Source organism: Paraburkholderia bryophila, assembly GCF_003269035.1.
GTDB classification, from domain to species: domain Bacteria; phylum Pseudomonadota; class Gammaproteobacteria; order Burkholderiales; family Burkholderiaceae; genus Paraburkholderia; species Paraburkholderia bryophila.
The window spans coordinates 593,497-619,361 of record NZ_QLTK01000002.1 but is presented as its reverse complement, the minus strand read 5'-3'; the positions used below and the strand labels follow the sequence as shown (position 1 = coordinate 619,361).

Here is a 25,865-nt window from a genome sequence, read left to right as displayed (position 1 = left end):
GAAGCCTTAGTTTAGGCGAGCGTGCAGCCCTTGTAAATCATAGACTTCGAGGTTCTTCAAATAGCGCAAACCCTCTACCGCGGCACGCGCGCCGGACATCGTCGTGTAGTACGTGACCTTGTTCGCCTGCGCGCTCATGCGGATTGAACGCGAGTCCGCGATCGCGGCGCGGGTTTCGTCGACGGTCGTGAAGACCAGCGCGATCTCGCCGTTCTTGATCATGTCGACGATGTGCGGACGACCGTCCTTCACCTTGTTGACGACCTTTACCGGCACACCGGCCGATTCGATCGCGGCAGCCGTGCCCTTGGTTGCGACGATCGGATAGCCGAGTTCGTGAAGCATGCGCGCGACTTCGACAGCCTTGGGCTTGTCGGCGTCCATCACAGTCAGCAGCACCGTGCCGGTTTCCGGCAGACGCGAACCCGCCGCGAGTTGCGACTTGAACAGCGCTTCGCCGAACGTCTGACCCACGCCCATCACTTCGCCGGTGGAGCGCATTTCCGGTCCGAGCACCGGGTCGACTGCCGGGAATTTGACGAACGGGAACACGGCTTCTTTCACGCTGAAGTACGGCGGAACGATTTCCTTCGTCACGCCCTGGTCGGCGAGCTTCTGGCCGACCATTGCGCGCGCCGCGATTTTCGCGAGCGGCAGGCTGGTCGCCTTCGACACGTACGGCACGGTACGCGACGCACGCGGATTCACTTCAAGCACGTAGATGACGTCTTCTTTCGAGCCATCCGCCTGCGGCACCTGCTGAATCGCGAACTGCACGTTCATCAGGCCGATCACGTTCAGCGCCTTGGCCATGGCGGCGGTTTGACGCTTCAGTTCAGCGACGGTTTCCTGCGACAGCGAGTACGGCGGCAACGAGCAAGCCGAGTCGCCCGAGTGAACGCCCGCCTGCTCGATATGCTCCATCACGCCGCCGATGAACACCGCTTCGCCGTCCGAAATGCAGTCTACGTCACATTCGATCGCGTCGTTCAGGAAACGGTCGAGCAGCACCGGCGAATCGTTCGACACCTTCACGGCTTCGCGCATATAGCGCTCGAGGTCGCGCGGCTCGTGAACGATTTCCATCGCGCGGCCGCCCAGCACATACGACGGACGCACCACCAGCGGGTAACCGATTTCGTCGGCGAGCTTGAGCGCTTCGTCTTCGGCGCGCGCAGTGCGGTTCGGCGGCTGACGCAGACCGAGGTCCTGCAGCAGCTTCTGGAAGCGCTCGCGGTCTTCCGCGGCGTCGATCATGTCCGGCGACGTGCCGACGATCGGTACACCGTTCGCTTCGAGGTCGAGCGCGAGCTTCAACGGCGTCTGACCGCCGTATTGCACGATCACGCCGACCGGCTTTTCCTTGTCGACGATTTCGAGCACGTCTTCGAGCGTCAGCGATTCGAAGTACAGGCGGTCGGACGTGTCGTAGTCGGTCGACACGGTTTCAGGGTTGCAGTTGACCATGATCGTTTCGTAGCCGTCTTCGCGCATGGCGAGCGCGGCGTGCACGCAGCAGTAGTCGAACTCGATGCCCTGGCCGATCCGGTTCGGGCCGCCGCCCAGCACCATGATTTTCTTGTTGCTGGTGGGATTCGCTTCGCACTCTTCCTCATAGGTCGAGTACATGTATGCGGTTTTGGTCGCGAACTCGGCCGCGCAGGTGTCGACGCGCTTGTACACCGGGCGCACGTTCAGTTCGATACGACGCTGACGCACTTCCGCCGGCTTCGCGCCGAGCAGTTTAGCCAGACGGCGATCCGAGAAGCCGCTCTGCTTCAGGTACTTCAGCTCTTCCTTCGAGAGGCTCGCCAGCGACCGGCCGCTCAGCGCCTTTTCCTTCAGGATGATCTGCTCGATCTGCGCGAGGAACCACGGGTCGATCGAGGTTTCTTCGAAAATCTCTTCGGCCGTCATGCCGATACGGAACGCGTCGCCCACGTACCAGATACGATCCGGACCGGCTTCGCCGATTTCGCGGATGATCTCGTCGCGGTTGTCGGTCTTTTCGTCCAGACCGTCGACGCCGACTTCCAGACCGCGCAGTGCCTTCTGGAACGATTCCTGGAAGGTGCGGCCGATCGCCATCACCTCACCGACCGACTTCATCTGCGTGGTCAGGCGTGAATCGGCTTCGCGGAATTTCTCGAACGCGAAACGCGGGATCTTGGTGACGACGTAGTCGATCGTCGGCTCGAACGACGCCGGGGTCTGGCCGCCGGTGATTTCGTTCTTCAATTCGTCGAGCGAATAGCCGACCGCGAGCTTCGCCGCGATCTTGGCGATCGGGAAACCGGTCGCCTTCGACGCCAATGCCGACGAACGCGATACGCGCGGATTCATTTCGATCACGACCATGCGGCCGTCTTTCGGATTGATCGAGAACTGTACGTTCGAACCGCCCGTGTCGACGCCGATCTCCCGCAGCACCGCGAGCGACGCGTTACGCAGGATCTGGTATTCCTTGTCGGTGAGCGTTTGCGCCGGCGCGACGGTGATCGAGTCGCCGGTGTGAATACCCATCGGGTCCAGATTTTCGATCGAGCAGACGATGATGCAATTGTCCTGTTTGTCGCGGACCACTTCCATCTCGTACTCTTTCCAGCCAAGCAGCGATTCTTCGATCAGCAACTCGCGCGTGGGCGACAGGTCCAGACCGCGCTTGCAGATCTCTTCGAACTCGTCGCGGTTGTACGCAATACCGCCGCCCGAACCGCCCAGCGTGAACGACGGACGAATCACGACCGGATAGCCGCCGCTACCGGTCAGCGCCGCGATTTCGGCTTGCACGGCCAGCGCTTCTTCCATGGAATGCGCGGTGCCCGACTTGGCCGAACCGAGACCAATTTTGGTCATCGCGTCCTTGAACTTCTGGCGGTCTTCCGCCTTGTCGATAGCTTCCGGCGACGCGCCGATCAGCTCGACCTTGTACTTCTCCAGCACGCCGTGCGCGTGGAGATCCAGCGCGCAATTCAGCGCGGTCTGGCCGCCCATGGTCGGCAGGATCGCGTCGGGGCGCTCCTTGGCGATGATGCGCTCCACCACTTCCCACGTGATCGGCTCGATGTAGGTGACGTCGGCCGTGTTCGGGTCGGTCATGATCGTCGCCGGATTGCTGTTGACGAGGATGACCTTGTAGCCTTCCTCACGCAGCGCCTTGCATGCCTGCGCGCCCGAGTAATCGAACTCGCACGCCTGGCCGATGATGATCGGACCCGCGCCGATAATGAGGATGCTCTTGATGTCTGTCCGCTTGGGCATAACGCTCTCGCTAAATATTCCTGTGTTCTTTCCGTTGGCGCGCGTGGTGCTACGTTGCGCGCTCTGCTGTGTGCGGTTTGCTTCGCGTGGTGCCGTCTCGCGCTGCGAACCGCGCGCCGCCGGAGCGGCGCGTCACATGCTCCGCTTAAGCCGCGGCGGTCTTGCCGGCCTTCTTCGTGTCCATCAACGCCGTGAAGCGGTCGAACAGATAGGCGATGTCGTGCGGACCCGGCGACGCTTCCGGGTGACCCTGGAAGCAGAACGCCGGCTTGTCCGTCAGCGCGAAACCTTGCAGCGTGCCGTCGAACAGCGAAACGTGCGTAGCACGCGCGTTGGCGGGCAGCGTAGCGGCGTCGACCGCGAAGCCATGGTTCTGCGACGTGATCACCACGCGGCCGTCGTCCAGATCTTTCACCGGATGGTTCGCGCCGTGGTGGCCGGTCTTCATCTTCATGGTTTTGGCGCCGACCGCGAGGCCCATGATCTGATGGCCGAGGCAAATGCCGAAGGTCGGAATGCCGCGCTCGATCAGCTCTTTGGTGGCCGCGATCGCATAGTCGCACGGCTCCGGATCGCCCGGGCCGTTCGACAGGAACACGCCGTCCGGGTTGAGCGCGAGCGCGTCAGCGGCGCTGGCTTGCGCCGGTAGCACGGTGACGTGGCAGCCGCGTTCGGCCAGCATGCGCAGAATGTTGTACTTGACGCCGTAGTCGAACGCGACGACACGGTACTTCGGCGCCTTCTGCGTGCCGTAGCCTTCGCCAAGACGCCATTCGGTCTGGGTCCATTCGTAGCTTTCCTTCGTCGACACGACCTTCGCGAGGTCCATGCCCGAGAGGCCCGGGAACGAGCGCGCGAGTTCGATGGCCTTGGCCTCGTCGTCCGAACCGGCGAGGATCGCGCCGTTCTGCGCGCCCTTGTCGCGCAGCACGCGGGTCAACATGCGGGTGTCGAGACCGGCGATGGCGACCACGCCTTCGTCCTTGAGGTATTGCGGGAGCGTGCGCTCCATACGGAAGTTCGACGCAAGAACCGGCAGATCACGGATGATCAGGCCGGCGGCATGGACTTTCGTGGCTTCGACGTCTTCGGCATTCACGCCGACGTTGCCGATATGCGGATACGTGAGGGTCACGATCTGGCGCGCGTAGCTCGGGTCAGTCAGGATTTCCTGATAGCCGGTGATAGCGGTGTTGAACACGACTTCGCCGATGGTATGCCCGGGGGCGCCGATCGAGTAACCACGAAAGACCGTGCCGTCGGCGAGCGCGAGCAGAGCGGGAGAAAATGACGGCAACACGGGAGACTCCTTGGGGGAACACCCTGTTGCCGACCTGTCTATCCGACTGCGAGCCGCAGCGGAACGCATCCATGAGGATGCACGCGCAGACTCGCTCGCGTACTGCCGTTGACGTTGCAAGGGGCGCGATGGGTCCATTGTGTGGACGGATCGGCTGGGTGCGGGGCCCTTCTTGCTACGCCGGCGGCGCGCGGCGGATGAACGGTATGGGAGAGGTAGGCGCTAGGGTGCGGGTTGATAAGCTCAAACCTTGAAATTATAGCGTGAAACACCCCTTCCCGCCAAATCCGAGATGGCGAGCACGCCCAGCGAGGCGTGCTTCGGATTCGCTCCAAGCCTTGCTGTGTCGGGTTTTGAACCCTTCGGACAATAGTTATGCGGCGTAAATCGGGATAGCGCCGGTCAATATGACCGGCGCCGACCAGTGCCTGCGCAGCGGCGCTTAGGCGCCTTGCCGCTCGGGAGTGTCGACCGCCTTGACCGGCTTCCTGGCAGGCAGGACGAACCAGATCGCGCTCAGAATCTGCAACACGATGAGAATGCCCCACGCCGTCAGATGCGCGGACACCGGATAGTGACCGCCGCTCGCCGGCCAATGCGACAACACAGCGCCGACACCGATCTGAAAACCGAAAATCAGCAAGAAGATGATCAGATTCAGCGTGGTGTTGACCCGGCCGGTCATCTGCGGCGGAAAATGCCGCGCCATCACCGCGTAGATCAGGATGCCGGTGCCGCCGAACGCGCCGTACGCCGCCCACAGCAGGCCGGCAGGCAGCGGCGCCTTGAACACGATCAGCAGTTGCGTCACCACGAATAGCGCCATGCCGATCCCGCAAAAGGCATACAGCGAGACGCCGCGCCGTTCGAGACTGCGCGCCGCCGCGCCGAAGCCGATACAGCCGGCCATCATCGCGAAACCGAGAATCGACACCAGCGCCGCCGCCTCGCGCGGCTCGAAGCCCTGCACGTCGCGCAACCAGGCGCCGACCCACAGCGATTGCATCGCGTAAAAGACGCCCTGCGTGACCACCGAAAACGACGCGATCTTCCAGAACGCCGCGCTGCCGAGAATGTGCAGCGTGCCTTTGAACTGCGTGCCGATGCTCGCCTGATGATGGGTTTCCTTCGTATCGGGCGCGAGCGTCCACAACGCCAGCGCCACCACCACCGTCATCAGACCCAACCCGACGCAGACCCCGCGCCAACTGGCGAAACCCAGCACCCAGGTGAGCGGCGAACCGACCATGACGCCGCCCAGGCCGCCGACCGCCATCACGAGTCCGTTCATCAACGGCAGGCGCGCGGTGGCGAAGTGCTGCGCCAGCGCCTTGAACGCGCCACCCAGGCAAACCGAAACACCCATGCCGATCAGCAGACGTCCGACCATCATCATGCCGACGCCGTGCGCCGCGCCGAACACCCAGATGCCGAGCGCGGCGAACAGCAAGGTGCCCGCCGTGACCCGCCGGGCGCCGAAATGATCCAACAGCACACCGGCCGGAATCTGCGCGCCCGCGAAGCCCAGGAAATACAGACTGGTCAGCACGCCCAGGTTGGCGGCCGACAAACCGAGGTCGCGCGTAATGAACGGTGCAAAGCCGAGATTGACGCCGCGAAACACGTAGGAAACGAAGTAGCCCGCGGAAAACAGAACAAAAACGCGCAGTTGGGTCGACGACATAAGCTTTGAGTGAAACAGCGAGGCAGAACGAAGCACGAAAGATAAAGCAAATCGGCCGGCTTTGCCGTCAATCTTCCGATCAATGAAAAACGCCGTCACACAGGTGACGGCGTTGGAAATAACACGGTGTGTGATCGGAGCGCAATTCATGCGCTGCCCCCGCAACGCATGTGGTCACTACCGTGGCAGCCGCTTATTGGTTTTGCTTACCCTTCTTCGCGCTGGCCGCGGTCTTCGGGCGGCTATCCGCCGCGGCCTTCGACGCCTTGCTGGACGTGGAAGCCGACACCTTCGTCACTTTGCCTTTACTGGCGGCGGACGCTGTCGGCTTGCTGACCTTTCCTACCGGCTCGGACACTTTCACCACGGGCGAGCGGCCACGACCTCTCTTCTTATCGTAGCGCGAATCGCCCCGGGTGTCCGCGACACGGGTGCCGATCTTCTCGACGCCGCCGCCTTGTACGTTGGTCGCGATCGCTTCCGGACCCGGCTCGCTCGGCATGGCTTTGCCGACCGGCACGTGCAGCACGATCACCTGACCGCGCGATACGCCGTCGCGATGCGTACGATTCCACGCCTTCAACTGGCCGACCGAGACGCCGTAACGCACGGCGATGGCCGCCATCGACTGATTGCGACGCACGCGGATCAGCATCTTGCGGGTATCGGGGACGTCCGGCTCCATGGCCAGCACCGCGCTTTCGGCGACGTCGGCGCTGATGTCTTCGTCGTCGTCCGAACCGCGCGGCACGACGATCGTGGAGCCCGGCTTCAGGCGCATGCCGGCCGGAATCTTGTTCACTTCCATCAGCGTGTCGGCGTCGACGCCGATCTTCTGCGCGATCGCCGCAGGCGCCGCGCGCTCGGTGACCGTGTAGGTGGTCCACGACGACAGCGAGCCGGAGTACGCCTTCAGGTTGCGCTCGAACGCGCTGGCGTTGTCGAACGGCAGCAGGATCTGCGGCTGCGTTGCGCCGAGAATCACCGGCTTGCGGAACGACGGGTTCAGCGAGCGAAACTCGTCGGGCGAAAGATTCGAGAGCTTGGCGGCCATTTCCACGTCGATGTCGTGCGAGGTGGTCACCGTCACGAAATACGGGTGATTCGGAATGGCCGGCAGCGTGAGCCCGTACATTTGCGGGTTCATGATGATGTTCTTCACCGCCTGCAGCTTCGGCACGTAATTGCGCGTCTCGTTCGGCATGCGCAGGCTGAGGTAGTCGGTGGGCAAGCCCGCCGCTTCGTTACGGGCGATCGCGCGCTGCACGTTGCCCTCACCCCAGTTGTACGCGGCGAGCGCGAGTTGCCAGTCGCCGAACATGTCGTGCAGATTCGACAGATAGTCGAGCGCGGCGCTGGTCGACGCCAGCACGTCGCGGCGCTCGTCCTGCCACATGTTCTGCTTGAGGTTGTAGGTGCGGCCGGTGCCCGGCATGAACTGCCACATGCCGGCCGCCTTCGCCACCGACAACGCCTGCGGGCTGTACGCCGATTCGATGAACGGCAGCAGCGCGAGCTCGGTCGGCATATGGCGCGCTTCGAGCTCTTCGACGATGTGATACAGGTATTTCTGCGAGCGCTCGGTCATGCGCTGCACGTAGTCGGGACGCTGCACGTACCAGTTGACCTGCATGTCGACGAGGTCGGTCTGCAGATCCGGCATCTGGAAACCACGGCGAATCCGACCCCACAGATCGGCGTCCGCGCTCGTCAGCTGAGTGACCGAGCCTTGATCGACGTTGATCGTCTCTTTGGCGGTGGCTGTCTTGCGAAGGGCGTCGGAAACTGCTTGCTGACTGGCGGGGTTATTGGCGGTGGTGGAGCTATTCGTCGCTGGTCCCTGACTCGCGCAGGCGGCGAGTGTTAGGACCAACAACGCACTAAAGATAAATCGCATGAACGTCTCGGCTTCCACAAGGGCTGGAATTTGCAGCCGATAGTACGAAACGGCGCGGTTTACGTCAATCTAAAAATACCGAAAAAATCAAGCAAATCTTAGGCTTGGCGAATTTTTCCGATTCTTCGCGTGAGGAATACCCTTACGCGGGTGCGGTCAGCGGAAGCGGTTTTTCCATTCGCGCATCAGCGTGAATGCGGCGAGTCGATCGGGCACTTTTTCATGCAATTGCGCTTGCAGGCTCGCCTGGACCGCCGGTTCGTCGGCGCGTAAAAACGGATTCACCGCGCGTTCATGGGCAATGGTGGTGGGCAGCGTGGGCACGTGGCGCGCTCGCAGCTCGGTCGCCTTGTCGCGCCAGGCCTGCAGCTCGGCATTGTCCGGCTCGCACGCGAGCGCGAAGCGGATGTTCGACAACGTATACTCGTGCGCGCAATGAACCTCGGTGGTACCGGGCAGCGCGGCGAGCGAGTCGAGCGAGGCCAGCATCTGCTTCGGCGTGCCTTCGAACAGCCGGCCGCAGCCGCACGCGAACAACGTGTCGCCGCAAAACACGTGCGGCGTGCCACGCGGATCGGCCGCCTGGAAATACGCGATGTGGCCGCTCGTGTGACCGGGCACGTCGAGCACCGTGAAGTCGAGCGCGGGCGCCGCGATCGTGACGCGATCGCCATTTTCAAGACGCTGTGTGAGATGCTCGATCGCTTCACCGGCGGGGCCGTAGACAGGTACGGCCTGGCCATTCAGCAGATCGGCCACCCCACCGACATGGTCGTGATGATGGTGCGTGAGTAAAATAGCGCTCAGCCGCCAACCCCGCTTCGCCAGATACGCGCGCACGGGGGCGGCCTCACCCGGATCGACGACGACCGCATGATGTCCGTCGGAAACGACCCAGATGTAATTGTCTTCAAACGCCGGGACCGGTACGTACTCGAGCGCATTCATAGGCGACGCATTCTTTGATATGACTGACCGAGCGATTATAGACTGGCCCGCCTGGACCGATTCGCCGCCGGGCCGCTACGTGCTGGACTGGGAGCAAACCCAGCTCGACCGCGTGGTATCCGACGTATTCGGCTACCACGCGCTGCAACTCGGCCTGCCGCAACTCGACGCCTTGCGCGAGAATCGCATGCCCTGCCGCGGCCTCGTGCTCGACGCCGCGAGCGGCGCGAGCGCGCCCTACTCGTATCCGCGCGGCTTGCGGCATGGCGGCAACGGCCACGCAGCGAACATCGGCGCGACTGCGCAGCCCCAGTCCCCGCAACATGGGCTCGTGGCCGGCTTACCCGCGCCGGCCGGGCGCAGCGCGGTATGGTGCGACCTGCTCGACCTGCCGTTCGAAGCCCAAAGCGTCGACCTGATCGTCATGCCGCACACCCTGGAATTCACCAGCGACCCACACCGGCTGCTGCGCGAGGCCGAGCGCGTGTTGATGCCCGAAGGGCAACTAATCATTCTCGGCTTCAACTCGCTGTCGCTGTGGGGCGCGCGCCAATCGGTCGGCAAGGTGACCGGGCGGCCGTTCGTGCCCGCCGCCGTCGACCTGATCGCCTTCACGCGACTCAAAGACTGGATCAAGCTGCTGGGCTTCGACCTTGAACGCGGGCGCTTCGGCTGCTATCGTCCGCCGCTCGGCAGCGATCAATGGCTGTCCCGCTATGGTTTCATGGAAGCCGCCGGCGACCGCTGGTGGCCAATTTTCGGCGCCACCTACATGATCAAGGCGATCAAGCGCGTGCGCGGCATGCGGCTCGTCGGCCCACTGAAAGTGAAGAAACCTGTCCTCGCCGCGGGCCTCGCGCCCGCCGCCACCCCGAATACACGCAACCACACTCAATGACTTCCGATCTCATCGATATTTATACCGACGGCGCCTGCAAGGGCAATCCGGGCCCCGGCGGCTGGGGCGCGCTGCTGCGCTTCGGCGGCCAGGAAAAAGAACTGTTCGGCGGCGAGCCCAACACCACCAACAACCGCATGGAGTTGATGGGCGTGATCGGCGCACTCGAAGCGCTGAAGCGTCCGTGCAAAGCGGTGGTTCACACCGACTCGCAGTACGTGCAGAAAGGCATCAGCGAGTGGATTCACGGCTGGAAGAAAAAAGGCTGGATCACCGCCGCCAAGCAGCCGGTAAAGAACGCCGATCTGTGGAAACGCCTCGACGCGCTCGTCGCGCAACACGACATCGAATGGCGCTGGGTGCGCGGGCACAATGGTCACCCGGAGAACGAGCGGGCCGATCAACTGGCCAATCGCGGCGTCGCGTCGCTCACGCAGGCTTGACGATGGCTGCGATGCTTGCCGCCGGTGCGCAACGCATCTGCGCCCTCCCCGCCTGATTTTTTCGCGGCCATTTTTTTTGAATTTTGAAGCAGGCTAATCCGACATGCGTCAACTCATCCTCGATACCGAAACCACCGGCCTGAATGCGCGCACCGGCGACCGGATTCTCGAACTCGGCTGCGTCGAAATGGTGAACCGCCGGTTGACGGGCAACAACCTGCATTTCTATATCAATCCGGAACGCGACAGCGATCCGGGAGCACTGGCGGTCCACGGACTAACCACCGAATTCCTCAGCGACAAACCGAAGTTCGCCGAGATCGCCGACCAGATTCGCGACTTCATTCAGGACGCGGACCTGATCATTCACAACGCGCCGTTCGACATCGGCTTTCTCGATGCCGAGTTCGCGCTGCTGGGTTTGCCGCCGGTCAGAACGTATTGCGGCGAGATCATCGACACCCTCGCGCGCGCCAAGCAGATGTTCCCCGGCAAGCGCAATTCGCTCGATGCGCTGTGCGACCGCTTCGGCGTCAGCAACGCGCACCGCACGCTGCACGGCGCGCTGCTCGACTCGGAACTGCTCGCGGAAGTCTATCTGGCGATGACGCGCGGCCAGGAGAGCCTCGTCATCGACATGCTCGGCGACTCGCACGGCGGCGGTGACGCGCATGCGCCGCGCATCGCGTTCGAATCGCTCGATTTGATCGTGGTCGCCGCCAGCGAGGACGAAATCGCCGCGCATCAGGCAGTGCTCGATGGTCTCGACAAAGCGGTCAAAGGTACGAGCGTTTGGCGCCTCGAACCGACGCCCGCCGCGGATGAGCAAACCGCTTAAAAAGTACTAGACGAGCCTTAAAATCCCTGACATAATTCGGCTCTCTTCGGGTGGTTAGCTCAGCGGTAGAGCACTGCCTTCACACGGCAGGGGTCACTGGTTCGATCCCAGTACTACCCACCAGAATTTTGGTGTGTCGATCACCGAAGACAAAAGGGCTTACGCAGCAATGCGTAAGCCCTTTTTCAATTTGTCGCTCCGGTCTGAACACGACGTCATTTTGAAGCTCTCGCATTGCGGCGCTTCGTCGTCAATACCGAATCTTCGTACGATTGCGGCGGCTAAATACTGCTGATATAGTTGGTTTTCGGGCAAGCGCCCGCCCTTCTTCCACCTCACTCAACCTCAAGGAGGCGTCACATGTTCAGCATGCATCTCGCTCTCCTTGGCATGGTTTCGCGAGCGTTCTCGCGACCGTAACGGTCGCCGTTACGTCGCTCACGCGGTTTGACCTGAACAGGCACACCGCGCAATTTCCAGACAGTCCGTAGTGCCGTTGCCGGTTCGATTCGGTCCTATTCGTTCCGACGCGGATTAACTGTCTCTTCCTTTCGCATCTGACTGGAACCTCGGTGCGCTCGCGCGCCATCGGGTCGTGGCAATGACTAAAAAGAAACTCGACTTTCGCGGACAAGCCTTCAAGGATGTCCTCGGCTTTACCTTCCTTCACTGGGCGAAGCAGCCATGGCGCGTCTGCGTCATCACGGTGCTGGTGCTGCTCTCGGCCGTGGCGGACGTGCTCACGCCGCTGTTCGCCGGGCGCCTGGTCGACGCGATCGCGTCCGGCTCGGCGCGCGACGCGCTCGCGTGGCACGCGGCGGTCACGGCCTTCTGCGTGCTCGCCGCGCTGGGTCTGGGCGCCACGCTGCTACGGCAAGGCGTGTACTTCAACATCATCCGGCTCTCGCTGCGGATGATGAGCGAGATCGCGGCGAACGCGTTTCATCGCGTGCAGCGCTTTTCGACCGACTGGCACGCCAACAGCTTCGCCGGATCCACGGTGCGCAAGATCACGCGCGGCATGTGGGCGCTCGACCTGCTGAACGACACGCTGTTGATCGCGCTGTTTCCGTCCATGGTGATGCTGATGGGCGCCACGTTTTTGCTCGGCTGGCGCTGGCCGATGATGGGCGCGGTGGTCGGCATCGGTTCGGTGTTGTATATCGCGGTGACCGTGGCGCTGTCGCTCGGCTTCGTGGCACCGGCCGCGCGTCTCGCGAACGCGTGGGACACGCGCATGGGCGGTGCGCTGGCGGACGCGGTCAGTTGCAACGGCGTCGTGAAAGCGTTCGGCGCGGAAGACCGCGAGGAAGCGCTGCTGGCGCGCGTGATCGACAAGTGGCGTCATCGCACGCGCCGCACGTGGATGCGCGGCACGATCAACGGCGGCGTGCAGGGCGGCATGCTGGTGGCGATCCAGGCGGCGATTCTCGGCGTCGCGCTGCTGTTGTGGGCGCGCGGCGAAGCGGGCGTGGGCGACATCACCTTCGCGCTGACCATGTTCTTCATGTTGCAGGGCTATCTGCGTGAAGTCGGTATGCATATCCGCAATCTGCAGCGCTCGGTCAACGACATGGAAGAACTGGTCTCGCTGGACAGCCAGCCGCTCGGTATCGAAGACCAACCTGGCGCGGGTCCGATCGCGATCGGCAAGGGCGAGATCCGCTTCGAGCACGTCACCTTCCACTACGGCGCGAACGGCCGGCCGCTGTACGACAACTTCTCCGTGCGCATCGCGCCGGGTGAGCGGATCGGACTGGTCGGACATTCGGGCTCGGGGAAGACGACCTTCATCAAGCTGATCCAGCGCCTCTATGACATTTCGGGCGGCCGGATCACGATCGACGGGCAGGATATCGCCGGCGTACGGCAAGCGTCGTTGCGCAGCCAGATCGCGATCGTTCAGCAGGAACCGGTGCTGTTCCATCGGTCGCTGGCGGAGAACATCGCGTATGCGCGGCCCGGCGCGAGTCGCGCCGAGATCGAACGGGCCGCCCGGCTCGCCAGCGCGCACGACTTCATCGCCGCACTGCCGAACGGTTACGACACGCTGGTCGGTGAACGGGGCGTCAAACTGTCGGGGGGTGAACGTCAGCGGGTGGCGCTTGCACGTGCGTTTCTCGCCGACGCGCCGATCCTGATTCTGGACGAAGCGACGTCGAGCCTCGACAGCGAAAGTGAAGTGCTGATCCAACGTGCCATGGAACGGCTGATGATGGGTCGCACCACGCTGGTGGTCGCGCATCGGCTGTCCACGGTGCGGGCGCTCGACCGGCTGCTGGTGCTGGACAAGGGCAAAGTCATCGAGGAAGGCAGTCACGAAACGCTGATCCGACTCGAGAACGGCCTCTATCGGCGATTGTTCGAACGCCAGGCGCTGGAGTTGATCAAGGGGCTGGGCGAGTCGGACATCATGCTGGACGGCGCCGGCAGCAGGGCCAGCCGGACCGACGATTCCAGCTTGCTGGTCGGGAAGTAAATTGCAGCAAACGGGTGGGACGCCAGGCAGAAGCCGTCGCTAGCGGCGGTTTGTTCCGGCGTTCCGACCCGTCCCCTCACCTACCATCACACCACGCCCGCCGGCAAGCCGACACCACGCGCCATACCGGTGGCGGCAAACACCATCAGCACCAGCAGTACCGTTTGAATCACGCTGTAGCGTGCGTACGAGCGCGCCTTGCTCAGGTCGGGCGGCACGCCGTTTCTGACCGCCGCGCGCCAGCGCAACAACGCAAGCATGGAAGGCACTTCGAGGATAAGAATCACCACCAGCAGCGTCATCTTCACGTGGAAGAGCGGCTCGTGGAGATAGTAGTCGGCGCCCTTCTCGTATCCGCCGAAAGCGCGCATCAAGCCAGTCACGATCAACACGAGTGCAGAAATGCCCCAGCGCGTATCGGCGCGGAACACGGAGCGTAAGGCAGCGGGTACGGCTGCGCGACGCAGCGCCCAGGTGCGCCTGAGAATCGACGCGAGCGCAAAACCATAAGCGAGCAGATGAAGGGCGGCAAGTAACCAGCGAACCAGCATGGCGACTCCTGGAAAAGACGCAATACGATCGTTGTACGTCTGACTCGCCCATTGCGACTCCATGGGCGGCATGACTTCATTATCAGCTAATGCTTACTTTACGACGCGCACGCCGGCCACGGGTGTGGCCGACTGCACAAAGCTTACGGGATCAAACCTGCTGCAAGGAAGTGTCGAGTGCTCGTGCGGCGACCCGGTCGCCTTCGGTGGTCAACGCGGCGCGGAAAACGGTTTGCCGGTTATGACCCGCGGCGGCCGGCGAATCCCACAGCAATTCGATCTTCGGACGGCGGCCGAAAACACCACGCGTAAGCGCCGGAGCGACGCCCGAGCCCAGCGTCGCGGCAGAGCCCGGCTCGCCGGCCGCGCTGAAGGCCACCACCGGTGTGGGCGTCGGCATGGCACCGGCGTCCTGCCCCAGCGCCCAGCGTACGGACAATTCGCGCGCGTCGTACTGACCGACCTTGCGACGCTCGGCCCAGACGATCACGGTGCGCGTGGCCGGATCGAGCGCGACCGCGTAGCGGCCAATCGCGAACCGGCGCGCGGCGATATTGGTTCGCCACAACGCGCGCGGCCGGCAGATCCACACCACGGCGGCATACAACGCCGGCGCAACGAGCAACCAGCCGTTGGTGGCCGCCACCGCTTGCGCCGCGCGCCGCCAGCCGGCGCTCGCCGCAAACGCGCCGACCGACCAGACCGCGAACAGCAAACCGAGGAAAGCAAACAGGCGCACGGCCTGCCTCAGCCATTGCGGCAGCGGATGAAGCGGCCGCTCGGCCACGGCGCGCGCGCCGGGCAAAAAGATCAGCAGGAACAGGAACACCAGGTTGATGCACGCCCACGGCGACGACACCATTGCCGACAACGACGCGCCCAGGTCCATCTGCGCCATCGAAAAAAGCCAGCGAGCCAGCAGCACGAGACCGATGGCGCGCAACGCGAAAATCATTCCGGCGCCAGGCGCCGCGTTCGCACGCGTCTCTTTCGTTCTCGCCAAGGCATCCTCCTGTCGTCGGCGGCGCCGCAGCCAAATTTGCGGCACGGCCATTATAGGGATATTACGGAGAGTGACTCAGTCTTACCGCCCCGAAAACCCCACTTTCCACCGCTTGTCGCAAAAAACGCGGCGCGCATGCAACAACGCCCCGCGAGCGGTTAGCGCGCGAGGCGTTGTGAGTGGCGTCGGCGTGCGTGAAGCACGCTTGCGGCCGGTCGGTCTGAACGGCGAGTGCCTCGCCGACGCCTTATCTACCAGGCATCGATCGGCTACCCGCGAGTCACCGCGGGCCGCCCGCCGGCCCTTAGCTGGCGTTGACTTCGCGCAGCACCGAGCGGTGCTTCTGACGCAGCAGTTCTTCGTACGTGGCGACGTAGTTCTGTGCCATGACCTTCGACGAGAAACGCGATTCGAACGCCTTGCGCACGTTGGCGCGCGGCAGCGTGTGCAGACGCTTGAGCGCCGCGACCGCGCTGATTTCGTCTTCGACGACAAAACCCGACACGCCGTTCTCGATCACTTCCGGCACCGAACCGCGATTGAACGCGATCACCGGCGTGCCGCATGCCATCGCTTCGATCATGACCAGACCGAAGGGCTCCGGCCAGTCGATCGGGAACACCAGCGCATGCGCGTTGCCGAGGAACTCACGTTTTTCGGTCTCGCCGATTTCGCCGATGTACTCGACGTGCGGGAGCGCCATCAGCGGCTTGATCACTTCTTCGTAATAGGCGCGGTCGGCCTTGTCGATCTTGGCGGCGACCTTGAGCTTCATGCCGGCCTGGCCGGCGATGCGGATCGCGCGGTCGAGGCCCTTCTCCGGCGAAACGCGGCCGAGGAAAGCGAGGTAGCCCGGCTCGACGTCGGGGATCGGCGTGAGCACGTCTTCCGGCAGACCGTGATACACGGTTTGCAGCCAGTTGGCCTGTTGCAGCGGAATGCGCTGGTTGTCCGAAATCGACACGACCGGCACGTCGTTGAACGTGTTGAAGATCGGCTGCAGTTCCGGCAGATCCAGACGGCCGTGCAGCGTGGTCAGGAACGGCACCGGCTGACGCGCGAACAGCGAGAACGGGTAGTAGTCGATGTGGAAATGCAGCACGTCGAATTCGTCCGCGCGGCGGCGCACTTCCTCGAGCAACAGCATGTGCGGCGCCATCACGTCGCGGATCGTCGGGTCGAGGCGCAGCGCCTGCGGCCAGAAGGCTTCGAGCTTTGCCGAGGTGATCGAATCGCCGCTCGCAAAGAGCGTGACGTCGTGGCCCTGCTCGACCAGCGCTTCAGTCAGGTAGGACACCACGCGTTCCGTCCCGCCATACAGCTTGGGAGGAACCGCCTCGTGCAACGGAGCGATTTGAGCGATTCGCATAATGAAAGTCCTCGTAAAAAATCAGGCAAAGATACTGCGTTTGTTAAAAGCGCCTCGCTTGCTCGCCAGGGCAGCCTGACCGGGATCGCCGGCGCGGGCCTGATTCTTTCGAGAAATCCTGCGATGGATCGCTTGGGGTAGTGAGCCCAGACCAGTGGGTCACCGTCTGCGCCTGTGCCGGTAAACGCACACGCACTCGCTACGTTGACAAACTGTCAGATATTTCATGGGCCTACGAAGCATGCATTATCGATGCCGGGCATCTCGCTGCACTACAACATTTCAAAGTCTTTACGTTGTTACAAACGCGAAACACTTTGCAAACCCTTGTTTTCTAAGACAGTTCTACAGTGGCTACTGGTTTGCGGGATGAGCCGGCCAAGCGGCCCCACAAGCTCCTGCGTCAACTTTGCCGGCAAGCGTTGAAGAAATGCCGCAGCGCAGTTGAATGCAATTTGTAATTATATCCCGAAATTTTCCGCAATCAGCGTGAACCACCGAGCCGTTCTCGGGGTCGAGCACCAGTAGGTTGCGGAGTTCTATCGCGAAATCAGTCGCGCCAACGCCCGGATACACAGGGCGCAATCGCTTTTGCATGTTTACAATGCGAAGCAACGGCCTCGCGGCGGCAGCTTTTTTCGTCTGGCCCGCGCTTTGCATGCACAACCCGACTCACATCGACCTACTCACGATCAATTGGAACATTTAACCATTGCCCAGCGTAACGCCGAGAACGCAAAGCTCGCGAGCTTTGCGCACCGGCCGCTTGCGTTTCTCTTCCGCTTTATCCGCCGCCATCCGCTCGCCCACGCGATCGTCCTGTGCAGCGTGTTTGCGGCCGTGGGCTGTGCGCTCGCTTCGCAATACGCGATCAAACATCTGATCGACGTACTCGGCGAAGGCCGGCACCATCCGGGTCCGCTGTGGGGCGCGTTCGCGATCCTGGTCGGCCTGATCGCCGCGGACAACCTGTTGTGGCGGGTCGGCGGATGGGTCGCCGCGCATACGTTCGTCGCCGTGACGGGCGATCTGCGGCGTGATCTGTTCCAGTATCTGAGCGGCCACTCGCCTAGCTATTACGCCGAGAAGCAACCGGGCATGCTCGCCAGCCGGATCACGGCCACCTCGAACGCGGTCTACACCGCCGAAAACACCACCGCGTGGAACGTGCTGCCACCGTGCATCGCGGTGCTCGGCGCGATCGTCATGATCATCGCGGTGAATCCGCTGATGGCCGCCGGCCTGATGCTGTGCTCGGCGATCCTGTCGGTCGTGTTGTACAAACTGGCTGGGCGCGGCTCCGCGCGGCATCACCATTTCGCGACCAAGGCGGCTTCGGTGGACGGCGAGCTGGTCGACGTGATCAGCAACATGGGTCTCGTGCGCGCCTTCGGCATGACGTTTCGCGAGCAGCAGCGGTTCGGCGCGACGGTCAAGGCGGAGATGGACGCGCGTCAGCAGAGTCTGCTGTATCTGGAGAAGCTGCGCCTGCTGCATGCGGTGATCACCGCGCTGCTGTCGGCGGGATTGCTCGGCTGGGCGTTGTGGCTGTGGGATCAGGGCAAGGCGACCTCGGGCGATATCGTGCTGGTCAGCTCGCTCGGCTTCACGATTCTGCACGGCACGCGCGACCTGGCCGTGGCGCTGGTCGACGTGACGCAACACGTCGCGCGTTTGGCGGAAGCGGTGCGCACACTGCTCGAACCGCACGGCATGCCGGACCGCGACGGCGCTTCCGAACTCGTGCCGCAAGGCGGCCGCATCGCGTTCGAAGGCGTGACGTTCGCCTACCCGCGCCGCCGGCCGATTCTCGATCACTTCGATCTGCATATCCAGCCGGGCCAGCGGGTCGGCCTGATCGGCAAGTCGGGCGCGGGCAAATCCACCGTGCTGGCGCTGCTGCAACGGTTCTATGAAACCCAGGGCGGCGCGATCAGGATCGATGGACAGGACATTGCCACGATCAGCCAGGACAGCTTGCGCCACGCGATCGCGCTGGTGCCGCAGGATATTTCGCTGTTCCATCGCACGGTGTTCGAGAACATTGCTTATGGCCGCCCCGAGGCGAGCCGCGAAGAAGTGCTGGCGGCCGCGCGCGAAGCGCGTTGCGCCGACTTCATCGAAGCCATGCCGGAAGGTTACGACACGATCGTCGGCGACCGGGGCGTCAAGCTGTCCGGCGGGCAGCGTCAGCGGATCGCGATTGCGCGGGCCATCCTGAAAAATGCGCCGATCCTGCTGCTCGACGAAGCCACGTCGGCACTCGACAGCGCGTCGGAAGAAGCGATCCAGAAGGCGCTCGACCGGCTGATGGTGGGTCGCACCGTGGTCGCGATCGCGCACCGGCTGTCCACGCTGAACAACTTCGACCGGATCATCGTGATGAGCGCCGGCAAGGTGATCGACGACGGCAGTCCCGAAGAACTGCGCCAACGCCCGGGCCTGTATCGCGATCTGCTCGCGAAGCAATACGGCAAGGGCACGACGCTGCACGTCGGCGGGAAAAAGGTCGACGAACAGCACGTGGTTTGAAACCACCCGCGTTGAGCGACGCGGCGTCACCATCGCCACGCTACCGTTAGCCTCAGCACCGCCCGCAAACGAAAAAGCCGCTCACACGAGCGGCTTTTTTTACAACCGGGGCGCCTCGATCAATGTAGACGCCGTAACAACCGAAACTGCCTATCCCCTCGCACTCGCAGACGCCGCCTTCTTCCTACCCGTCACGGCGCGCTTCTTCCCGTTTACGGTGCGCTTCGCACCATCCAGGCCCTGCAGGTCGCGCATGAAATTATCGCGCCACACCGACACATTGTTCTCGCGCAACTGAACCATCATGTCGCGATGACGCGCCTGACGCTCGTCGAGCGGCATCTCGAGCGCCCTCGCCAACGCCTCCGCCATGCCGTCGACGTCGACCGGATTGACGATCAACGCACCATCGAGCTCCTGCGCGGCGCCCGCGAAACGCGACAGCACCAGCACGCCCGGGTCCTCCGGATCCTGCGCCGACACATATTCCTTGGCGACGAGGTTCATCCCGTCGCGCAGCGGCGTCACGTAGCCGACGTGGGCGGTACGGAACAGCGCGGCCAGCACCGGGCGCTCGTACTGTTTGTGGATGTACAGAATCGGCGTCCAGTCGAGTTCGGCGAATCGCCCGTTGATGCGCCCCGACTCGCCTTCCAGTTGCAGGCGGATGTCCTGATACGCGTGCAGGTCGGCGCGCGTCGGCGGCGCGATCTGCAGGAACGACACCTTGTTGCGCTGCGCGGTGGCATGTTCGAGCAGCCGCTCGAACGCGCGAAACCGCTCGACCAGCCCCTTCGAATAATCGAGCCGGTCCACGCTCATGATCAGCTTGCGCGAATGCAGCGTCGCTTTCATCGTGCGCACGGGTTTGCCGCGCTCGCCCGCTTTCGCGAGTGCGGCAATCTCGTCCGGATAGACGCCGATCGGATAAGCCGCCGCGCGCAGCGTGCGACCGAACGCGTGAATCGTCGACGGACCGTTTGCCGTCAGATCGACCGATCCGTTTGCCTCGTTGACGATGTAGTCGCAGAACGCGCGCAGATCCGGCGCCGTCTGGAAGCCGAGCAGGTCGAACGAACACAGCGCTTCGACCAGTTCGCGATGCGGCGGCACCGCCAGCAACACCTGCGAAGCCGGAAACGGAATATGCAGAAAGAAGCCGATGCGGTTCTTCACGCCGGCCGCGCGCAGTGCCTGAGCGAATGGGATCAGGTGATAGTCGTGCACCCAGATGACGTCGTCGTCGCGCAGCAGCGGCACGAGTTGCTGCGCGAGCCACGCGTTGACGCGGCAGTAACCTTCGAAATCATGCCGGTCGTACTGCACCAGATCCGCGCGATAGTGGAACGCCGGCCACAGCGTCGCGTTCGAAAACCCGCGATAGTACTGATCGTAGTCGCGCCGCATCAGCGCGATGGTCGCGAAGGTCACCGGCCCGCGCTCTTCGACCTTGATCTGCGGCTGGCCCGAGCTGAGTACGTCGCCGCTCCAGCCAAACCACATGCCGCCGGTTTCCTTCAGCGCGTCGTACACACCGACCGCCAGACCGCCCGCCGCCGGACCGCCCTCCGAGATCGGCGCAACCCGGTTCGATACGATGATCAGTCGACTCATGAAGCGCGATTCCCGAAGCAATACGTTGTGGTTTTCAAACGATACGGCGCGCCGCTCATGCTGCTCGCGCCGCCTTGACGATCGCGGCGAGCCAGTCGAGCAACCCCGGCACCGAGTCGATGCGCGTGTGCGCCAGTGTCTCGCCCGCGCCGACCTTGATCGACAGCCCGGCGCGCTCGTTGACGACCGCGAAGCCCTTCTCGTCGGTCAGGTCGTCGCCGGCGAACACCGGCCGGCGGCCGACGAACGGCGGCTCGTCGAGGAACGCGCGCATCGCGCGGCCTTTGTCGACATCTTTCGGTTTGATTTCGTAGACCATCTTGCCCGGCTGCAGCACGTACGCGCCGGGATAGTCGGCCACCAGCCGCTCGGTCGCCTCGCGCGCAACCGGTTCGCGGTCCGGCGCATTGCGGTAGTGGAGCGCGAGCGCGGCGCCCTTGATCTCCAGCAGCATGCCGGGATGCGCGTTGACGACCTGCGCGAGCACCTGCTCCATGCGCAGCAGCCGCTCGTCGTGAAAGCCGATGCGCTGCGTGTCGCCGTTCGCGTCGCGCCGCTCGGCGCCGTGCAAACCGGCAATCGGCAGATCGGGCATGCCGAGAAAGCCGTCGATACTGTCGATGCCGCGCCCCGACACGATCGCCACCGCGCCGTTCGTCAGACTGCGCAACTCGGTGAGCAGCGTGATCACGCGGGGTTCCACCCGCACGCCGTCCGGCGTGGGCGCGAGTTCGACCAGCGTGCCGTCGAAATCGAAGAAAAATGCCGTCTCGCTCGGAGACAGAACAGCCGGAAGTGCTTGCATCGGAGTGTTTTGCCTTTCAGCCTCGTGCGGCCGGAAAAGTGTGCGCATCTTACCGCGCATCGGTCAATTTTTCGAGAAAGTAAGCCAGGACACAAGCCCAGCCGGGCGGCGCGCACCCTGGTGCGGACGAGTCGCGTTCAAAAGCCGAACATTCCGGCTTCAGCCAGCTTTCAGCCGGCTGCGTCAAATTGCCTCGCAAACGGCGCGCCCGCGAGCGGTGCGCGGCGTCTGCGGTGATTTTGCGATACAGTCGCTGCCACGCGGATCATGGCCGCCGCCACGCTGTCGTGCGCGCCGTGACGGGCCACGCGCGCGGTGCGTGGATCGAGCGGCGCCGTTCAGAGGCAGCCCCGGAGACAACCGGCCAGGACCACCTCGCAGACCACGCCGCGCGCCGCGCCACAGGCACATCATGCGCCGCTCTTCAATCGAGTCATTGAGCCCTGCTTTGTTCCCGATCCTCTCCTCCCGACAGCCGCCACCGGCTCATGCGCCGCGCCATCACCCCGGGTTCGCGCGACGGTTCCTGCTCGACGTCGTGCTTGCCGTCAGCGCGCTTACGGCGCTGGCCGGTTGCACGCATCGCAACGAAACGTGGCAGTTGACCGATGTGACCGGTCATCTGCCGGACCTCGAATTCAAGCTGACCGGCGACGACGGCCGTCCCGTGACCGGCGAGTCATTCAAAGGCCGCACCTCGCTCGTGTACTTCGGCTACACGCATTGTCCGGACGTCTGCCCGGAAACGATGGGCCGCCTGATGCAGGTGCTCGCCAGGCTCGGGCCCGACGCGCGGAAGGTGCGCATTCTGTTCATCACCGTCGATCCCGCGCGCGACACGCCGCAGGCCTTGCGCGACTACGTCGGCGCTTTCGACGCGCAGCATGCCGAAGGGCTGACCGGCACCGACTGGCAGATCGAGTCGCTCGCCAAGCGCTACCGGGTCGCGTATCAGATGGAAAAGCGCGATCCCAACGGCAACTACGAAGTGACCCACAGCTCCGCCGTCTACGTGTTCGACCAGCAAGGTCATGCGCGCCTGCTCGCCACCGATCACGACACACCCGACGCGATCGCGCAGGACTTGCGCCGTATCGTCGACGACCGTTCCTGACTTTTCCCGAGATCAATCATGTCGATCAAGCTCAAAACATCCGCCTCGTTAGCCGCCGCCCTCACGCTGTCGCTCGGTCTCGCCTTCGCTCCCGGCGCACAAGCCGCCGGTGCCAAGGCGATCAGCGTCAAGAACGCCTGGGTCCGCTGGCTGCCGAACAACCTGCCCGCCGCCGGCTACGCGACGCTGGTGAACGCGAGCGACAAACCGGTCGATCTGGTCGACATGTCGAGCGCCGATTACGGCGACGCGATGCTGCATCAGACCGTGTCGAACGGTTCGTCGCAGAAAATGGTGATGGTCGACAAGCTGACGGTGCCGGCGCACGGCCAGGTCGCGATCTCGCCCGGCGGCTATCACGTGATGCTCGAAAATGCGAAGCACAAGGTCGCGCCGGGCGACACCGTGCATCTGACGCTGAAGTTCTCCGACGGCGAAACGCTCGACGCGCCGTTTGTCGTCAAATCGCCCGCCCAAACCAACTAACACGCTGCGATGAATCTGCTCTACTGGCTCGATCCGTGGGAGTTTTCGCCGACCGTCGTGATCGCGCTGCTGATTCCGGCGATCCTGTTCGTGCGCGGCGCGCGCAAGGCGAAAGTGTCGATCCGCAGGCGCCTGTCGTTCTGGTTCGGGCTGGTGGCGTTGTATGTCGCGCTGCACACGCGGCTCGATTATTTCTTCGAGCATGAGTTCTTCATGCATCGCGCGCAGCATCTGGTGCTGCATCATCTCGGACCGTTTTTCATCGCGCTGTCGTATCCGGGCGCCGCGTTGCGCGCGGGGATTCCATTCCGCTGGCGGCAACGTGTCGTGCGGCCCGCGCTGGCAACACCCGTGGTGCGTCGGCTGCTCGACATCGTGATGCATCCGGTGGTCGCGGTCACGCTGTTCGTCGGGCTGATCTACTTCTGGCTGATGTCGCCAATCCATTTCGTCGCGATGCTCGACTGGCGGCTTTATCGCGTCATGAACTGGAGCATGGTGCTCGACGGCCTGCTGTTCTGGTGGCTCGTGCTCGACCCGCGTCCCGCGCCGCCGGCGCGGCTGTCGCCCGGCAAGCGCATTCTCGTGGTAATCGCCGCGATTCCGCCGCAGATTCTGCTCGGCGCATTCATCTTCTTCACGCCGCACGAGCTGTATCCGATCTATTCGATCTGCGGCCGCGCGTTCACCTGGCTGAGCCCAATGCGCGACCAGCAGATCGGCGGCCTGCTGCTGTGGATTCCGGGTTCGATGATGAGCGTGATCGGCGCGCTGATCGCGTTGCGTCACTGGATGCGGCTGTCGGCGCGTGGCCGGTTGCGCAATGAACGGCGTGCGAAGGTGGTGAAGGTGGCGACGCCGGGCGCGTCGGTGCCGGCGAACGGTCGTCGGTAGTGAGACCGCAAGAACAGCTGGGGTTTGACGGCGGCGTTGGGCGAGCTGAGCGAGCTAGCTAGTTCGCCAACCGGCAGCCTCCGTACGGCCGAACACGCCCGCCTTCGCTTCACACCGAACGCATCCACACATGCGGAATGTCGTCTTCGTCGTGAATCTCCGACACCGGCGTAAAGCCGAACGCGCCATAGAAGCCTTGCAGATGCGCTTGCGCGTGCAGCCGGATCGGCGTGCCGGGCCACTGCGCGCGGATGTGCTCGAGCGCGCGCTCGAGCATGGCATTGCCCAGACCGATACCGCGAAACGGCGCGGTGGTCAGCACGCGACCGATCCGGATATCGCTGTCTTCGGCATCGGGCAGCAGCACCCGCAGATATCCCGCCAACGGCGGATAACGCTCGTCGCCGGGACCGAATGCGAACAGGTGCCACGCGTCCAGATCGAGCCCGTCGATGTCGCCATACACACAATTCTGCTCGACGACGAACACCGCGCTACGTGCTGCGAGCATGGCATAGACTTCGGCGCTGCTGAGGTCGCCGAACGCTTTCCAGCGCCATTCGAGTTGTGCCCGCCGCGTGGCGGCGGTGTGTTGCGGTTCGGTCATGACGCGCTTCGAAAAAGAGCCGGCGGCGAGGCGCCGCGGCGATCCACGATTATGCCGCGCGCGACGGCCCCACGCTATCGCGCGCTCAGATGCGCTGCGCGGCGCGTGCCTTCGACGCCTGCTTGTGGCTATACATCGCCGTATCCGCGGCCGCCAGCAGTTCGGCAATCGACGCATGCCGCGCGGGTTCGTACTGAATCTGTCCGACGCTGAAACGGATCTGATAACCGCGCTGCTCGCCGGCATTGCGCGCGTCCAGCAGATGCTGGAGACGCTGCGTGACTTCGTGGGTTTCGGCGCTGCTTGAATTGGTGAGCAACGCGACGAATTCGTCGCCGCCCAGCCGCCCGATCACGTCGCTCTCGCGCAGCGCCGTGCGCAGCACGTCGGCGAACGTGGTCAGTGCGCGGTCGCCCTCGGCGTGGCCGTGGGTGTCGTTGATCTGCTTGAAGTCGTTCAGGTCGAAGAACAGCAGCGACGCCGGTTTCTCCAGCCGCTTGCAGACGTTCAGCGCATGTTGCGCGAGCGCTTCGAAACCGCGCCGGTTGGACAGCAGCGTCAGGTCGTCGAGCGTGGCGAGCTGCACGGCGGCCAGTTCCTGCTCGGCCATGCGCGCCAGATCGCGCAGCAGTTCGCGCTCTTCTTCGTCGAGACCGCGCGGTTTGACGTCGATCAGACACAGCGTGCCGAGCTTGCTGCCGTTGGGCACCGTCAGCGGACAGCCGGCATAGAAACGGATATTGGGGTTGTCGATGACCAGCGGATTGTCGTGAAAGCGCGCGTCGGCCAGTGCATCGGGCACCATCATGATTTCGTCGCCGAGAATCGCGTGAGCGCAGAACGAGATGTCGCGCGAAGTCTCGCTGGCCGTCAAGCCGACGCAGGACTTGAACCACTGGCGGTCGGCGTCGACGAGGCTCACGAGCGCGATCGGCACGCCGAACAGCCGCTTGGCCAGCCGCGTCAGCCGGTCGAAGCGCTCTTCAGGCGAGGTGTCGAGGATATGCAGCGCACGCAAGGTGTCGAGACGGGCGCTTTCATTGCTAGGCGTCGGTGGGACATGCATGTCGTTTTTCCTATGGCCGTTGGGTTGGCTGCGATTATTGGCACTCAGTGTATAGCGGCAAACTTCGGTGCAAACC

The 25,865-nt window shown here is 63.6% G+C and carries 20 protein-coding genes and 1 tRNA gene; 9 read left to right on the top strand and 12 right to left on the bottom strand.

What is annotated here, in order from left to right:
- Positions 1 to 6 precede the first annotated feature (6 nt).
- The 5 genes from carB to gloB form a co-directional block, all read right to left on the bottom strand.
- Positions 7 to 3,261 (bottom strand): carbamoyl-phosphate synthase large subunit, encoded by a 3,255-nt coding sequence (gene carB / locus BX591_RS06375; RefSeq protein ID WP_111929820.1) that lies wholly within the window; start codon positions 3,259 to 3,261, stop codon positions 7 to 9.
- A 145-nt stretch (positions 3,262 to 3,406) separates the two neighbouring features.
- Positions 3,407 to 4,561 carry a glutamine-hydrolyzing carbamoyl-phosphate synthase small subunit gene (gene carA, locus BX591_RS06370; RefSeq protein ID WP_111929819.1) on the bottom strand — a complete coding sequence of 385 codons (1,155 nt, stop codon included), beginning with the start codon at positions 4,559 to 4,561 and terminating at the stop codon, positions 3,407 to 3,409.
- A gap of 442 nt (positions 4,562 to 5,003) precedes the next feature.
- Positions 5,004 to 6,245, bottom strand: coding sequence for an MFS transporter (locus BX591_RS06365; protein WP_111929818.1), 1,242 nt, complete (start codon positions 6,243 to 6,245; stop codon positions 5,004 to 5,006).
- 193 nt (positions 6,246 to 6,438) lie between these two features.
- Positions 6,439 to 8,142, bottom strand: coding sequence for a transglycosylase SLT domain-containing protein (locus tag BX591_RS06360; protein ID WP_111929817.1), 1,704 nt, complete (start codon positions 8,140 to 8,142; stop codon positions 6,439 to 6,441).
- A 156-nt stretch (positions 8,143 to 8,298) separates the two neighbouring features.
- Positions 8,299 to 9,090, bottom strand: a complete 792-nt coding sequence (gloB, locus tag BX591_RS06355; protein ID WP_111929816.1) for a hydroxyacylglutathione hydrolase — start codon at positions 9,088 to 9,090, stop codon at positions 8,299 to 8,301.
- 19 nt (positions 9,091 to 9,109) lie between these two features.
- Here gloB and BX591_RS06350 point away from each other — a divergent pair, with 19 nt between their 5' ends.
- The 5 genes from BX591_RS06350 to BX591_RS06330 all read left to right on the top strand — a co-directional run bounded on the left by BX591_RS06350 (position 9,110) and on the right by BX591_RS06330 (position 13,748).
- Positions 9,110 to 9,988, top strand: a complete 879-nt coding sequence (locus tag BX591_RS06350) for a class I SAM-dependent methyltransferase (protein WP_111929815.1) — start codon at positions 9,110 to 9,112, stop codon at positions 9,986 to 9,988.
- On the top strand, positions 9,985 to 10,431 hold the full coding sequence (gene rnhA, locus BX591_RS06345) for a ribonuclease HI (RefSeq protein WP_111929814.1): 447 nt from the start codon (positions 9,985 to 9,987) through the stop codon (positions 10,429 to 10,431). The genes BX591_RS06350 and rnhA overlap by 4 nt, the downstream gene beginning before the upstream one ends.
- Positions 10,432 to 10,534: 103 nt before the next feature.
- Positions 10,535 to 11,269 (top strand): DNA polymerase III subunit epsilon, encoded by a 735-nt coding sequence (gene dnaQ, locus BX591_RS06340; protein WP_111929813.1) that lies wholly within the window; start codon positions 10,535 to 10,537, stop codon positions 11,267 to 11,269.
- 48 nt (positions 11,270 to 11,317) lie between these two features.
- Positions 11,318 to 11,392, top strand: a tRNA-Val gene (locus BX591_RS06335).
- Between the two features lie 478 nt (positions 11,393 to 11,870).
- Positions 11,871 to 13,748 (top strand): ABC transporter ATP-binding protein, encoded by a 1,878-nt coding sequence (locus BX591_RS06330; RefSeq protein ID WP_111929812.1) that lies wholly within the window; start codon positions 11,871 to 11,873, stop codon positions 13,746 to 13,748.
- A gap of 86 nt (positions 13,749 to 13,834) precedes the next feature.
- Here BX591_RS06330 and BX591_RS06325 read toward each other — a convergent pair whose 3' ends face one another.
- The 3 genes from BX591_RS06325 to BX591_RS06315 all read right to left on the bottom strand — a co-directional run bounded on the left by BX591_RS06325 (position 13,835) and on the right by BX591_RS06315 (position 16,671).
- Complete coding sequence (locus BX591_RS06325; protein WP_111929811.1) at positions 13,835 to 14,299, bottom strand: DUF2214 family protein; 465 nt, start codon at positions 14,297 to 14,299, stop codon at positions 13,835 to 13,837.
- Between the two features lie 151 nt (positions 14,300 to 14,450).
- Complete coding sequence (locus BX591_RS06320; RefSeq protein WP_111929923.1) at positions 14,451 to 15,302, bottom strand: hypothetical protein; 852 nt, start codon at positions 15,300 to 15,302, stop codon at positions 14,451 to 14,453.
- A gap of 304 nt (positions 15,303 to 15,606) precedes the next feature.
- Positions 15,607 to 16,671 (bottom strand): glycosyltransferase family 4 protein, encoded by a 1,065-nt coding sequence (locus tag BX591_RS06315; protein ID WP_111929810.1) that lies wholly within the window; start codon positions 16,669 to 16,671, stop codon positions 15,607 to 15,609.
- A 696-nt stretch (positions 16,672 to 17,367) separates the two neighbouring features.
- On the opposite strand from BX591_RS06315, the gene BX591_RS06310 reads away from it, so the two are divergent.
- Positions 17,368 to 19,203, top strand: a complete 1,836-nt coding sequence (locus BX591_RS06310; RefSeq protein ID WP_111929809.1) for an ABC transporter ATP-binding protein — start codon at positions 17,368 to 17,370, stop codon at positions 19,201 to 19,203.
- A 150-nt stretch (positions 19,204 to 19,353) separates the two neighbouring features.
- Here BX591_RS06310 and otsA read toward each other — a convergent pair whose 3' ends face one another.
- Both otsA and otsB read right to left on the bottom strand, forming a co-directional pair.
- Positions 19,354 to 20,817 (bottom strand): alpha,alpha-trehalose-phosphate synthase (UDP-forming), encoded by a 1,464-nt coding sequence (otsA, locus tag BX591_RS06305; RefSeq protein ID WP_111929808.1) that lies wholly within the window; start codon positions 20,815 to 20,817, stop codon positions 19,354 to 19,356.
- 55 nt (positions 20,818 to 20,872) lie between these two features.
- Positions 20,873 to 21,622 (bottom strand): trehalose-phosphatase, encoded by a 750-nt coding sequence (gene otsB / locus BX591_RS06300; protein WP_111929807.1) that lies wholly within the window; start codon positions 21,620 to 21,622, stop codon positions 20,873 to 20,875.
- 526 nt (positions 21,623 to 22,148) lie between these two features.
- On the opposite strand from otsB, the gene BX591_RS06295 reads away from it, so the two are divergent.
- The 3 genes from BX591_RS06295 to BX591_RS06285 are packed head-to-tail and all read left to right on the top strand — an operon-like array spanning position 22,149 to position 24,116.
- Positions 22,149 to 22,736: an SCO family protein gene (locus tag BX591_RS06295; RefSeq protein ID WP_420849344.1), complete on the top strand. Its 588-nt coding sequence runs from the start codon at positions 22,149 to 22,151 to the stop codon at positions 22,734 to 22,736.
- 18 nt (positions 22,737 to 22,754) lie between these two features.
- On the top strand, positions 22,755 to 23,222 hold the full coding sequence (locus BX591_RS06290) for a copper chaperone PCu(A)C (protein WP_111929805.1): 468 nt from the start codon (positions 22,755 to 22,757) through the stop codon (positions 23,220 to 23,222).
- Positions 23,223 to 23,231: 9 nt separating this feature from the next.
- Entirely contained in the window at positions 23,232 to 24,116 is an 885-nt protein-coding gene (locus BX591_RS06285) for a cytochrome c oxidase assembly protein (RefSeq protein WP_111929804.1), read from the top strand.
- Positions 24,117 to 24,225: 109 nt separating this feature from the next.
- On the opposite strand, the gene BX591_RS06280 is transcribed toward BX591_RS06285, so the two are convergent.
- Together BX591_RS06280 and BX591_RS06275 are read right to left on the bottom strand one after the other, a co-directional pair.
- Complete coding sequence (locus BX591_RS06280) at positions 24,226 to 24,723, bottom strand: GNAT family N-acetyltransferase (protein WP_111929803.1); 498 nt, start codon at positions 24,721 to 24,723, stop codon at positions 24,226 to 24,228.
- 85 nt (positions 24,724 to 24,808) lie between these two features.
- Positions 24,809 to 25,789, bottom strand: coding sequence for a sensor domain-containing diguanylate cyclase (locus BX591_RS06275; protein ID WP_111929802.1), 981 nt, complete (start codon positions 25,787 to 25,789; stop codon positions 24,809 to 24,811).
- Between the last annotated feature and the right edge of the window lie 76 nt (positions 25,790 to 25,865).